General features: G+C 74.0%; 15 protein-coding genes. 6 read left to right on the top strand and 9 right to left on the bottom strand.

From position 1 onward, the window contains the following. Nucleotides 1-36: 36 nt before the first annotated feature. Genes QRT03_RS19815 through QRT03_RS19800 form a run of 4 tightly spaced genes read right to left on the bottom strand, consistent with a single transcriptional unit; the run spans nt 37 to nt 4,093 of the window. Nucleotides 37-1,065, bottom strand: coding sequence for an NAD(P)/FAD-dependent oxidoreductase (locus tag QRT03_RS19815; RefSeq protein ID WP_286054745.1), 1,029 nt, complete (start codon nt 1,063-1,065; stop codon nt 37-39). Between the two features lie 9 nt (nt 1,066-1,074). Next, nucleotides 1,075-2,217 carry a hemolysin family protein gene (locus QRT03_RS19810; protein ID WP_286054744.1) on the bottom strand — a complete coding sequence of 381 codons (1,143 nt, stop codon included), beginning with the start codon at nt 2,215-2,217 and terminating at the stop codon, nt 1,075-1,077. 28 nt (nt 2,218-2,245) lie between these two features. Then, entirely contained in the window at nt 2,246-3,604 is a 1,359-nt protein-coding gene (locus QRT03_RS19805) for a hemolysin family protein (RefSeq protein ID WP_286054743.1), read from the bottom strand. Nucleotides 3,605-3,616: 12 nt separating this feature from the next. After that, the gene (locus QRT03_RS19800) at nt 3,617-4,093 is read right to left on the bottom strand and encodes a PPOX class F420-dependent oxidoreductase (protein ID WP_286054742.1); all 477 of its coding nucleotides are present in this window, start codon (nt 4,091-4,093) and stop codon (nt 3,617-3,619) included. A 60-nt stretch (nt 4,094-4,153) separates the two neighbouring features. On the opposite strand from QRT03_RS19800, the gene QRT03_RS19795 reads away from it, so the two are divergent. From QRT03_RS19795 to QRT03_RS19780, 4 genes are all read left to right on the top strand, one after another. Further along, nucleotides 4,154-4,882, top strand: a complete 729-nt coding sequence (locus QRT03_RS19795; protein ID WP_286054741.1) for an SDR family oxidoreductase — start codon at nt 4,154-4,156, stop codon at nt 4,880-4,882. Between the two features lie 67 nt (nt 4,883-4,949). Then, nucleotides 4,950-5,885, top strand: a complete 936-nt coding sequence (coaA, locus tag QRT03_RS19790) for a type I pantothenate kinase (protein WP_286054740.1) — start codon at nt 4,950-4,952, stop codon at nt 5,883-5,885. A gap of 106 nt (nt 5,886-5,991) precedes the next feature. After that, nucleotides 5,992-6,477 (top strand): MarR family winged helix-turn-helix transcriptional regulator, encoded by a 486-nt coding sequence (locus QRT03_RS19785; protein ID WP_286054739.1) that lies wholly within the window; start codon nt 5,992-5,994, stop codon nt 6,475-6,477. Between the two features lie 160 nt (nt 6,478-6,637). Then, the gene (locus QRT03_RS19780) at nt 6,638-7,192 is read left to right on the top strand and encodes a mycothiol transferase (RefSeq protein ID WP_286054737.1); all 555 of its coding nucleotides are present in this window, start codon (nt 6,638-6,640) and stop codon (nt 7,190-7,192) included. Between the two features lie 2 nt (nt 7,193-7,194). On the opposite strand, the gene QRT03_RS19775 is transcribed toward QRT03_RS19780, so the two are convergent. Beyond that, nucleotides 7,195-7,977 (bottom strand): DUF427 domain-containing protein, encoded by a 783-nt coding sequence (locus tag QRT03_RS19775; protein WP_286054736.1) that lies wholly within the window; start codon nt 7,975-7,977, stop codon nt 7,195-7,197. Between the two features lie 51 nt (nt 7,978-8,028). Further along, nucleotides 8,029-8,691, bottom strand: a complete 663-nt coding sequence (locus QRT03_RS19770) for a class I SAM-dependent methyltransferase (protein WP_286054735.1) — start codon at nt 8,689-8,691, stop codon at nt 8,029-8,031. 10 nt (nt 8,692-8,701) lie between these two features. Between QRT03_RS19770 and QRT03_RS19765 the strand changes: the two genes are divergently transcribed. Next, complete coding sequence (locus QRT03_RS19765; RefSeq protein WP_286054734.1) at nt 8,702-9,436, top strand: YqjF family protein; 735 nt, start codon at nt 8,702-8,704, stop codon at nt 9,434-9,436. 9 nt (nt 9,437-9,445) lie between these two features. Here the strand turns inward: QRT03_RS19765 and QRT03_RS19760 are convergent, their stop codons facing one another. Continuing rightward, the gene (locus QRT03_RS19760; RefSeq protein WP_286054733.1) at nt 9,446-10,159 is read right to left on the bottom strand and encodes an SRPBCC family protein; all 714 of its coding nucleotides are present in this window, start codon (nt 10,157-10,159) and stop codon (nt 9,446-9,448) included. A 33-nt stretch (nt 10,160-10,192) separates the two neighbouring features. Continuing rightward, entirely contained in the window at nt 10,193-10,582 is a 390-nt protein-coding gene (locus tag QRT03_RS19755) for a hypothetical protein (protein ID WP_286054732.1), read from the bottom strand. 89 nt (nt 10,583-10,671) lie between these two features. Here QRT03_RS19755 and QRT03_RS19750 point away from each other — a divergent pair, with 89 nt between their 5' ends. Then, entirely contained in the window at nt 10,672-11,487 is an 816-nt protein-coding gene (locus QRT03_RS19750) for a helix-turn-helix domain-containing protein (RefSeq protein ID WP_286054731.1), read from the top strand. On the opposite strand, the gene QRT03_RS19745 is transcribed toward QRT03_RS19750, so the two are convergent. Further along, nucleotides 11,448-12,176, bottom strand: a complete 729-nt coding sequence (locus tag QRT03_RS19745; RefSeq protein ID WP_286054730.1) for a VIT1/CCC1 transporter family protein — start codon at nt 12,174-12,176, stop codon at nt 11,448-11,450. The two genes, QRT03_RS19750 and QRT03_RS19745, sit on opposite strands and share 40 nt — an antisense overlap. Nucleotides 12,177-12,204 lie beyond the last annotated feature (28 nt).

Here is a 12,204-nt window from a genome sequence, read left to right as displayed (position 1 = left end):
GCCCGGTTTCTCAGGCTCGTTCTCAGGCTGGTGAGGTCAGCAGGTGACGCGGGCCGCGAGGGCGCGGCCCAGCAGCGTCCCGGACCGCCACGCCGTCTCCACCTTGGGGGAGCCCCAGCCGTCGCCGACGACCGCGACCAGGTCGTCGTCGAGGTGGTACGGGGCGTCGTCGGGGGTCTCGTGCGGCTCGGCGGGGCTCGCGAAGGTCCAGCGGTGGGCGTGGGTCCAGGTCGGGGCCGCGTCCAGGCCGAGGAGCTCGCCGACCGCGCCCGCCACCTCGTCGACCACCCCGGCGGGGTCGTCGAGGTGGCGGCGGGCGGTCTCGCCGGTGGTGTGCGCGACGAGCACCGGGGCGTCGTCGCCGCGCCGGGACCCGTCGTCGGCGATCAGCGAGAGCACGGGGTGGTCGTTGACGAAGGCCGCGGGCAGCTCCGGCCAGGACCGCTCGGGGTACCCCAGGGCCACCGCGATCACCGGCTCCCACGGCCGGTCGGCCAGCACCCGCGCCGAGCGCATCGGCGCCCGCACGAGGCGCACGGCCTGCGGGTCCGGCATCGCCAGGACGACCCCGCAGGCGGGCTCGCCGTCGACGGCGGGTCCGGGCGTCACCGCGGAGACCTCGCGGTGCGTCTCGACGGTCAGTCCCTCGGCGAGGTCGGCGACCAGGGAGCGCAGCCCACCCGGGGCCGCCCAGCGCTGCGGTCCCGGCTTCGGCTCCCGCGAGCCGTCCCCCGCGTACGCCTGCATCGTGTCGGTCCACGGGCGCGCGAGGCCCCGGCGCTGCCAGTCGGCGACCTGCGCGCCGAACTCGTCGTCGGAGACGGTGAAGTAGGCGGCGCCCAGGTCGACGGGTCGGCCCTCGGCATCGGAGCGGGGGAGCGGGGGACTGGACAACCGCCCGCCGACCCGGCCGCTGCGCTCGAGCACCCGCACCGGGACGCCCGCGTCGGTCAGAGCCCGGGCGCAGGCGATCCCGCTGATGCCGCCGCCCACGACCAGGACGTCGGTACGGGGCTGCGCGCTGTCGGCCATGGAGATCAGGTCCCCGGCGCGCGCCCCGCCCATGCGTGCCGCCTAGGTCCGGCTGCCCGACCGTGCGTGCGTGGTGTCGCGGACGGTACCGACGTACTCCTCGATGAGGTCCTCCAGCGCGACCACCCCGACCGTCGTGCCGTCCTCGTCCACCGCCCGCGCCAGGTGGGCGTTCTCGCGGCGCATCGAGGCGAGCGCCTCGTCGACCGGCGCGGTCACGGTGACCCGGGGGAGGGCGCGGACCCGTTCGGTCGGGACGACGCGGTCCTCGCCGCCGTCGAGGTCGAGCACGTCCTTGATGTGGAGGTAGCCGCCGAGCTCGACGCTCGGGGCGACGCCGGTCCGCTCGGGGAGGATCGGTTCGGTCCCGGGCTCGAGCGGGTGGGTGTCCAGACGGGGGTGGGCGTCCGGGGCCTCGGGGGACTGCACCGGGTAGCGGGAGAACCCGGTCCGCGCGACCGCCTCCTCGACGGCGCCGACCGTGGGGTGCGCGGGGAGGACGGTCAACCGCTCGCGGGGGATGAGGACGTCCGCGACGGTGCGCTCGGCGGTGTTCAGCGCCTGGGTCAGACGGCGGGTCTGCGAGGCGTCCAGCAGCCCCTCGCGCCGGGACTCCGAGAGCATCTCGGCGATCTCCGAGGTGGTGTACGCCGACTCCCGCTCGTCCTTCGGCTCGACCCCGAGGAGCTTCAGGACGTGGTTCGCGATCCAGTTCAGCAGCACGATCACGGGCCGGGTCACCTTGAGGAAGACCACCAGCGGCGGGACCAGCCACACCGACGTCCGCTCGGGGCCGGCGATCGCGATGTTCTTCGGGACCATCTCGCCGATGACGATGTGCAGCACCGTCACGATCAGCAGCGAGATGACGAAGGCGATCGGGTGCAGCAGGGCCTCGGGCACCCCGAGCGGGTCGAAGATGCCCTCCAGCAGGTGCGCGAGGGCCGGCTCGCCGAGGGAACCCAACGCCAGCGAGCAGATCGTGATCCCGAGCTGCGCGGCGGCCATCATCATCGAGAGGTGCTCGGTGGCGCGCAGCACCGTGGCCGCCCCGGAGGTCCCGGCGTCGACCATGGTCTCCACCCGGTCCCGGCGGGCGGAGATGAGCGCGAACTCCGCGCCCACGAAGAAGGCGTTGGCCAGCAGCAGCCCGACCATGGCCAGCAGCGCGACGTAGTCGTTCATCCTGCCCCCGTCGCTTCGCTCGCCCCGCTCACGGCGTGATCCCCGCCGTCTCCCGCTGCTCCCGGGTCGACTCCGCGTCCGGGGGCCGGGTGATCCGCACGTCGGCGATCCGGCGCCGGTCCATCCGCACCACGTCCATCCGCCAGCCGTCGTGGGTGACCGTGTCGCCCACGGACGGGATGCGGCCCAGCTCGGCGAGCAGGAACCCGGCGAGGGTCTCGTAGACCTCCGAGTCGGGGAACGACCAGCCGACCAGGTCCTCGAGCTCGTCCGGGCGCAGGGTGCCCGACACCATCCAGGTGTCGTCGCCCGTCGTCCGGAACCGGGCGGCCTCACCGCGGTCGTGCTCGTCGCGGACGTCGCCGACGATCTCCTCGACGAGGTCCTCGAGCGTGACGATGCCCGCGGTGCCGCCGTACTCGTCGACCACCACGGCCATCTGGAACCCGGTGCCGCGCAACCGGTCGAGCAGCTCGTCGCCGTCGAGCGAGTCCGGCACCGTGGTGGGGGTCCGCATCAGGTTGCGCAGGAACTGCTGGCCGCGCCGCGGCCGCGGCTCGGCGAAGGCCTGCTTCACGTGCACCACCCCGCGGACGTCGTCGAGGTCGCCGTCGATCACCGGGAACCGCGAGAAGCCGGTGCGGGCCGTCGCGGCGAGCAGGTCGTCGACCGTGTCGTCGGTGTTCAGGCTCTCCACCCGCATCCGTGGTGTCATCAGCTCGTCGGCGGTGCGCTCGCCGACCCGCAGGGTCCGGGCCAGCACCGCCGCCGTGCCCTCGTCGATCGTGCCCTGCTCGGCGCTCGTGGCGACCAGCGAGCCGAGTTCCTGCGGCGAGCGCGCCGAGCGCAGCTCCTCGGCCGGTTCCACCCCGAGCCGGCGCACGATCCAGTTCGCCGCGCCGTTCAGCCCCCCGATGAACCAGCCCAGCGCCTTCGAGAACGCCGCCTGGATGCCCGCCACCGCCCGGGCGGTGCGCAGCGGCGCCGCGATCGCGAGGTTCTTCGGCACCAGCTCGCCGAAGACCATCGACAGCGCCGTCGCGAGGATCAGGGCGATCACCGCCGCCGCGCCGGCCGCGGCGCCCGCCGGGATCCCGACGTCCTCGAGCAGCGGCGAGATCAGGGTCGCGATCGCCGGCTGCGCCATGTACCCGGTGACCAGCGTGGTGATCGTGATGCCGAGCTGGGCGCCGGAGAGCTCGAAGGACAGGTTGCGGTGGGCCGTCGCGACGGCCTTCGCCCGCCGGTCGCCGACCTCGGCCGCGTGGTGGTCGATCTGGCTGCGTTCCAGCGTGGTGAGGGAGAACTCGGCCGCGACGAAGACTGCGGTGCCGAGGGTGACCGCGACGACCCCGACGAGGCCGAGCACGGAGAGCAGGACGTCCACGTGGGGCTCCGGTCAGTCCCGGGCGCCGGGCTCGGCCGACCGGGGCGGGAAGCCGCCGGTGGCGATCGGACCCCAGTGGTCGATGGTGAGGCGGATCAGCGACTTGTTCCCATCGGCCATCGCCTGCCGGTACTCGTCCCAGTCGGGGTGCTCGCCGGAGATCGACCGGAAGTACTCGACCAGACCGTCGAGCGCCTCGGGCATGTCGACGATCTCGGCGGTGCCCTCGACGTGCACCCACGGCCCGTTGAACTCGTCGGAGAGCACGCACATCGCGATCCGCGGGTGCTTGCGGATGTTCACGACCTTCGAGCGCTGCGGGTAGGTCGACACCAGCAGGCGCCCCTGGGCGTCGATCCCCAGCGTCACCGGGGACGTCTGGTCCCCGCCGTCCTCCCGCTTGGTCACGACGATCGCCTTGTGCCGCGTCCGGAGGAAGTCGACCAGCCCGTCGAAGTCGACCCGGTCGTTGGTCGCGATGTTGGCCATGCCCGGGATCCTACGGCCGGGCCCGACGACCCCGCCCACGGTGATCACTAGGCTGGGCGGGTGGCCGACCTCGCGGACCGACGGGTGCTCGTCGTGGGCGCGTCCTCCGGGATCGGCGCGGCGATCGCCCGCGCCGGCGGTGCCGCGGGGGCCCGGCTCGGCCTCGTGGCCCGGCGTCGGGAACGGCTCGAGGAGCTGGCGGGCGAGCTGGACGGTGCGGCCGTCGCCGCGGGCGACGTCACCGACGCCGCGGCGATCGGTGCCGCCGTCGACCGGATCGCGGCGGAGCTCGGCGGGATCGACGACGTGGTGCTCGCCGCCGGGGTCATGTCGCTCGGGTCGGTCGCCGACACCGACCCCGAGGTGTGGCGCGGCATCCTCGACGCCAACGTCACCGGCCTGCTCACCTCGGCCCGGGCGGTGCTGCCCCACCTGGGGGCCGGCAGCACGCTCGTCGTGGTCTCCTCGATGTCCGGACGGCGGGTCGCCTCGGCCGCGGGCGGCGTCTACGCCGCGAGCAAGCACGCCGCGCACGCGGTCGCCGAGACGCTGCGCCTCGAGGTCGGTCCGCGGGGCGTGCGGGTGACCACGGTCTCGCCCGGGTTCGTGGCGACCGACCTCGTGGCCGGTCAGGAGGGCGCCGCGGACTTCGAGGACCGGATGCACGACGAGGGCCTGGATCCGGCCGACGTCGCCGCCGGGGTGGTGCACGTGCTGGGGCTCCCGCCGCAGGTGGTGGTGGTCGAGTACGCGGTTCAGTCGATCCGGCAGCTGGGGTACCGGAATTGATGCAGCCCGTGACCTGGCGGACAGCCGGTGGCGGCCGGCCGGGTGACCGTGGCCAGAATGGGCGCCCATGAGCGGGTCCCCGTTCGTCGACTTCGACCGCGCCTCCTGGGCGGCCCTCCGGGACGAGTCCGGCGACCTCCCCCTGACGGCGACCGAGCTGGAGGAGCTGCGCTCCCTCGGCGACCCCGTGGACCTCGACGAGGTGCGGGACGTCTACCTCCCCCTCTCCCGCCTGCTGGACCTGCACGTCCGGGCCACCAGCGGGCTGCTGGAGGCCTACCGGGAGTTCCTGCGCCAGGACGAGGAGCGGACCCCGTTCGTGATCGGGATCGCGGGGTCGGTGTCGGTGGGCAAGTCGACCACCGCCCGCCTGCTGCGCCTGCTGCTCGCGCGCTGGACCGACCACCCGCACGTCGCCCTGGTGACCACGGACGGCTTCCTGCACCCCAACGCCGAGCTCGAGCGGCGGGGGATCATGAGCCGCAAGGGCTTCCCGGAGTCCTACGACCGGCGCGCCCTGCTCCGCTTCGTCTCCGACATCAAGGCGGGCAAGCCCGAGGTGCCGGCCCCGGTGTACTCCCACCTGGTCTACGACGTCCTCGACGAGCAGCGGACCGTCGCCCGCCCGGACGTCCTCGTACTCGAGGGGCTGAACGTGCTGCAGCCGGCCCCGCAGACCGGCGAGCGGGCCAGTGCCCTCGCCGTCAGCGACCTGATCGACTTCTCGATCTACGTCGACGCGCACCCCACCGACGTCCGCCGGTGGTACGTCGAGCGCTTCCTCGCCCTGCGCGAGACCGCCTTCCGCGACCCGGCGTCGTACTTCCGCCGCTACGCCGAGATGGACGAGCCCGCCGCGCGGGAGCGCGCCGCCCAGTTGTGGGACGAGATCAACGGGCCGAACCTCCGGGAGAACATCGCGCCCACCCGGTCGCGGGCGGATCTGGTGCTGACCAAGGGTCCTGATCACGCCGTGCGACGGATCCGGCTCCGGCGCCTCTGAGCCACACGGCCGAACGGGCTACGGCTGGACCGGTGAATCGGACGAAAACGGCATGAAATAGGCTCCCGGTGGTGGGCAGCCCGCGTTGTTGATGGGATAGTGAGGTATGCCAACGACCTCGTCCGACCTCGCGTCCTCCCCGATGGGCGTGGGGGAGGTGACCGATCCCCACGACCCGATGCTCCCGGCCCGGCTGCGGCTGGCCGTCGGTCGGCTGAACCGGCGCATCCGGGTCGACGCCGCCGCCGTCCTGCCCCCGCTGCAGACCTCGGTCCTGGTGACACTGGAGGAGCACGAGCCCCTGCGGCTCTCCGAGCTCGCCCGGCGCGAGGCGGTCACGCCGCCCACGATGAGCCGGGTCCTCGCCGCGCTCGACGACGCCGGTCTGCTCGTGCGCACGCCGGACCCGCAGGACGCGCGGTCCGCGCTCGTCGAGCTCTCGGCCGACGGCCGCGCCATGATCGAGCGGCTGCGCACCGAGCGGACCGCGATCCTCGCGGAGCGCCTGGACCGGTTGCCCGCCGAGCAGCGCGAGGCGCTCGCCGCGGCCCTGCCCGCGCTCGAGGCGCTCGCGACGGTGCCGGCGCAGTAGGGGGACGGCCTCTCACCCGGGGGCCGTCTTGTCCCGCGCGGCGCGGCCCGGCATGCTGGGCCGCCGCGATCAGTTCCGGCACGCACCTCCGGTGCACGGCGCCCGGCCGACGTGGCCCCGGTGCAGCCGTGGCCCGGCACGCCCGACGGCGGGACGACAGTTGAGCATCGACGACCCCCAGCACGCCGGGGACGACGCCGTCTTCCGCGCGCCGGTGCGCCGCCTCCAGCCGCCCCAGGTGGCCGACGAGCGCGAGGCGCTCGAGGGCTGGCTGGACTACTTCCGCGCCCAGGCCGTCCTCGCGATGGACGGCCTCCCGCACGCGGCCCTGCGTCGTCGGGTCCCCGAGTCCGGCGCCTCCCTGGTCGGGATCGTGCGGCTGCTGACCGACCTCGAACGCACGTGGCTGGTCGAGCGCTGGGGCCAGCGCGGCGGCCGGGCGGCGTACTCGTTCAGCTACGTCGACGACTCCGACGCCGTCTTCCGGTTCTCCGAGCTCGACGAGCCCGAGGCCATCGTCGGGGCCTATCAGGAGACCTGCGAGAAGGGCCGCGACGCGCTCGCCGGCGCCGAGTCGCTGGACGACGCCGTGCGCGACGACCGCCGCGGCCACATCGAGCTGCGCTGGATCCTGCTCCACCTGATCACCGAGACCGCCCGCCGCGCGGGTCAGGCGCAGGCCCTGCGCGAGTTCCTCCTCGCCGACGAGGGCTGACGCTACCCGACGGTCACGGTGAACTCGTCGGAGAAGCAGACCCGTCCCGCGATGCCCCGGGACTCGTCGAGGGGTGACTGGTAGGACCACGCGCCGTCGACGACGGTCGTGTCGCCGGTCTGTACGGTCCAGTAGGTGGAGACGCCCTTGTAGGGGCACACGGTGGTCGTGTCCGTCCGGGTCAGCTCCGAACGCACGTCGTCGGGGCGCAGGTAGAAGCGGACGTCGAGGCCGGTCTCGTCGAGCAGGACCGCGCCGGTCGTGGACGCGACGACGGTGCCGTCGGGGGCGGTGACGGTGACCCGGCGGCTCGTCGGGCGCAGGTCGACGCGGTGGTACGGGTCGGGCAGGTGGCCGAGGACCTCGACGTCCTCGTCGAACCAGCGGTCGGCGGCGCCCATCGGCAGCGCGACGAGGCCCGCGAGCCACGACGCGTCCGGCTTGGGGTCGGGGTAGGCCCACACCGCGTCCGGGATCGTGCGGTCGCCGACCGTGAGGTTCCGGTAGGAGGCGTCGCCCTTGAACGGGCAGTGCGTGACGGTGTCGCTGGGGGAGAGCAGGTCGGCGCGCAGGTCACCCTCGGGCAGGTAGAGCTGCGGCCCGAGGCCCGTCTCGAACAGCAGCGACCCGGCGACCGTGTCGAGCACGGTCACGTCGTCGACGACCGCCCGGACCCGGCGGCGGAACGGCTGGAGCAGCAGCGAGTGCGCCGGCCCCTCCACGGTGAAGGTGCGGGTCCCCGGGAGGTTCCTCGACAGCGGGCCGCCGAAGCGCGTGAGTGCCATGTGTCCTTCGTACTCGTGAGCACCTGTGGTCGCTATGGCGACCATTCCTGCTCACCTGCGCGCAGCGCACACGGCGTACACCGGGTCGCCCGCCGAGGGCCGCTCCTGCGCCACGGGCTCCTCGAACGCCCCGGACGCGCGGAAGTAGTCGGAGACGATCTGCACGTGGCCGGCGTCGTCGGTCGCGAGCCAGCCGCGCACGGCCTTCGTCGGGAAGCAGCGGTTGGAGAAGGTGACCGCGAACCGGCCGCCCGGGCGCAGGACCCGCGCGACGTCGGCGAAGACCGCCACCGGCGCCGTGAGGTAGTCCACCGAGACGGTGCTGACGACGGTGTCGAACGAGGCGTCGGCGAACGGCAGGCGGGGGTCGGCGTTGAGGTCGTGCACCACGCGCTCGTGGGCCCAGGTGTTCGCGGCCAGCTCCGCGGCGTTCATCCCGAGCAGGGTCAGGTGCCGGGGCGGGGTGGAGAGGTGGGAGACCCACGACGACATGAGGTCCAGGACGTCGCCGTCCACGCCCACCTCGTCGTAGTAGGCGCTCACCGCGGCGACGGCGGCGTCGTCGATGTGCTGCACGAGGCGGGGCGGGCGGTAGAAGACGGCGTCGTCGCGGGAGTCCGACCGGTCGAAGAAACCCGGCGCGGAGAAGGAGGACCCGGACCTGCTCGCGGTGTCGGCCACGGACGTGATGTTCCCGGACGCGTCGGTGGGCACTCCCCGTCCTGTGACCCCCGTCGAGCCCGTCACCGCTCTCGCCCCGCCGTTCGCCGGCCCGACGATGATGACCCAGTCCTGGCGCGACGCCGCGTTCCTGCACTGGGCGGTCGAGCCCGACGCGGTCGCGCCGTTCCTGCCGCCCGGGATCTCGCCGGACGTGATCGGCGGGGCCACCTACGTCGGCCTCATCCCGTTCCGCATGGTCGGGGCCGGGCTCTCCCGCGGACCCGCCGTGCCGTGGTTCGGCACGTTCCTGGAGACCAACGTGCGGCTCTACTCGGTCGACGAGCGGGGACGCCGGGGGATCGTCTTCCGCTCGCTCGACGCGGACCGGCTCGCGGTCGTGGCCGGCGCGCAGGCGGCGTTCGGGTTGCCCTACCGGTGGGCGCGGATGTCCTTCCGGTTCGCCGACGGCGAGGCGACCTACCGGTGCGCGACCCGCGTCGGCGGTCACCGCAGCGTGGTGCGGGTGCGTCCGGGCGAGCCGGTCGCCGACGAGCTGACGACGTTCCTCACCGCGCGGTGGGGCCTGCACGAACGGCACCTCGGGGTGCCGCTGTACGTGCCGAACGTCCACGGGCCCTGGCCGTTGCGCACCGCGGAGCTCACGGCGTTCGACGACGAGCTGGTCGCGGCCGCGGGCTTCCCGCAGCTCGCCGGGCGCACGCCGGACCTCGTGCACTTCTCGCCGGGGGTGTCGGTGCGCTTCGGTCTCCCCGGGACGCGACCCCGCCCCGCGTGAGGGTGACGCTCACGCCGAGGCGAGCCACGCCGCCCACTGGGCCTGCAGGCGCTCGGCCACGGCGTCGTCGCCGAAGAGCAGGGCGTGGATCTCGTGCACCGGTGGCGTCCCCGAGGTCGAGAGCACCACGACGCCGGGCAGCGGCTCGTCCAGGAGCAGCGTCGCGCCGCTGTGGTGCTGCCCGCCGCGACGCTCCAGGCACGTGCCCGCCATCGTGGGGACGCCGCGGAACGTGGTGAACGGCTGCCGCGGCGCCACCATCCCGACCTGGCCGAGGAACCGGGCGTGGGCCTGCTCCTGGGTCGAGGCGGCGGACCGTCCCCGCGAGGGGCCCCAGGCGTGCAGCTCCGTGCCGGGCGGGTCGGGGAAGTGCTCCAGGTGCGCCGCCAGCGCGACCAGCACCGTCGTCATGCGCTCGGTGAACGCCCGTGGGTCGGCGGCGCCGGACGACCGGGCGGTGACGACGGTGGTGCGGTCGGGCCGGCCATCGACCGTCCAGGTCGTCGTGACGGCGCTCCCGTCGTCGTCGACCGCGGTGACCAGCGCCTCGTCGTCGGACGAGACCACGGAGACCGGCGCGTCCCCGGTGACCACGGCGATCTCGCCCCCGGCCCGGGACTCGACCGCGGTGTGGCGCAGCCACACCGCGACGGCCCGGGGCAGCTCGGCGCGGACCCGTCCCGGGTCGGCGGCGATCTCGACGGCCATGTCCACGCTCTCCACGACGGTGCACCCTTCCGTGTGGGTGCACCGCGGTCAGCGGTGGGTGTACTGCAGCTCGGCGAACACCGCGACGGCGGCCGCCTGGGCCAGGACGACCACGGCCCCGAGCACGGTCAGGTCGGACCAGATCCCGACGACGAGGGCCACGCTCGCGAGCACCCAGGCGCCGTCGCCCAGCACCACCACCCAGGTCAGGCCCCGGGGGACCGTCGCGAGCCGGGACAGGACGACCAGGCCGAGGGCGTAGACGACGAGGAACACCCCGACGCCGAGCAGGAGGGCGGCCGGCAGGCCGAGGAGGTCGTCGAGGGCGGAGGACCCGGCGGCGCCGAGCACGCCGAGCGCGCCGGAGGCCGCGGCGTCGAGCAGGAGGACCCGCCGCAGCGGGGCCTGGGAACGGGTGGCAGTCATCGTGTTGGTCATGGGGAGAACGGTCGCCGCGGACCGGTGCGCGGGTCGATGACCTCCGAGGTCATGGTCCCCGTTCCCGGTGGGCCCTAGCGTCCTGGGCCATGACCACCGCCGGGGCGATGCTCAAGGGTTGGCGCACCCGCCGTCGTCGGAGCCAGATGGACCTCGCGCTGGAGGCGAACGTCTCCACCCGCCACCTCAGCTTCGTCGAGACGGGGAAGGCGCAGGCGAGCCGGGCGCTGCTGCTCGACCTCGCCACGCGCCTGGACGTCCCGCTGCGGGAACGCAACGTCCTGCTGCTCGCGGCCGGGTACGCCCCGAGCTACGGCGAGTCCGCGCTCGACGACCTCTCCGGGGTCCGGGACGCGCTCGAGCACCTCCTCGCCGGGCACGAGCCGTACCCGGCGGTCGTGGTCGACCGTCGGGGCGACGTGGTGCTCACGAACCGGGCGGTGGCTCTTCTGCTGGCCGGGGTCGACGACGCCTGGCTCGCCCCGCCGATCAACATCTACCGGCTCGCGCTGCACCCCGACGTCCTCGACGTCCGCAACCGCGCGCAGTGGTCGGCGCACCTGCTCCACCGGCTCGACCGGCTCGTGGACCTCACCGGCGACCCCCGCCTGGTCGCACTGCGCGACGAGGTCCGGCCCTGGGTAGCTCGCGACAATGCAGACGAGCACGCCGATAGGAGGTCGGGGCCGGTCCTCGACCGGGCCGCGCAGCTCATGCTGCCGCTGCACCTCGGGCACCCGGAGCACGGCGAGCTGCGGTTCTACTCGACGATCACGCACTTCGGGGCGGCGTTCGACGTCACGCTCGACGAGCTGTCCATCGAGTCGTTCGTCCCGGCCGACGAGCACACGCGACGGGTGCTGACTCAGCCGACCGCGGTCCCCAGCGCCATGCCGATGCCGTAGGTGACGGCGAGTCCGAGCCCGCCCCCGACGATCACCCGCAGCACCGCCTTGCGGGTCGACGCCCCGCCCAGGTTGGCGGACACGTACCCGGCGACCCCGAGCGCGATCAGCACGACGACGACGCACACCGGCACCCGCCACGACGTCGGCGGCAGCAGGATCGCGAGCAGGGGGAGCAGGCCCCCGAGCGTGAACGCGACCGCGGAGGTGAGCGCGGCCTGCGTCGGGCTGGTCAGGTCCTCCGGGTCGATCCGCAGCTCGGCCTCGACGTGGGCGGCGAACGCGTCGTGCTCGGTGAGCTCGCGCGCGACCTGCATCGCGGTCTCCTCCGACAGCCCCTTCGCCTCGTAGATCGCGGCCAGTTCCTCGAGCTCGTCCTGCGGGTCCTCGGCGAGCTCGCGGCGCTCCTTGGCCAGCATGGACTTCTCGGCGTCGCGCTGGCTGGACACCGACACGTACTCGCCGAGCGCCATCGACACCGCGCCGGCCACGAGGCCGGCCACCCCCGCCGTCAGGATCGGGCCGCTCTCGATCGTCGCCCCGGCGACGCCGACGACGATGCCCGCGACCGACACGATGCCGTCGTTCGCGCCCAGCACGCCGGCCCGCAGGCGGTTGAGGCGGTTCTCGTTCTGCTCGACGTGCGGCTCGTCGGCGTGGGTGGGGAGGGCGGAGCTGTCGTCGGACACGACGGGGCAGTGAAGCAGCTTTCCCGGG

Origin of the sequence: Actinomycetospora termitidis (assembly GCF_030286555.1) — a bacterium.
In the GTDB taxonomy this organism is placed as follows: Bacteria; Actinomycetota; Actinomycetes; order Mycobacteriales; family Pseudonocardiaceae; genus Actinomycetospora; species Actinomycetospora termitidis.
This window is presented reverse-complemented; position numbering and strand designations above follow the sequence as displayed.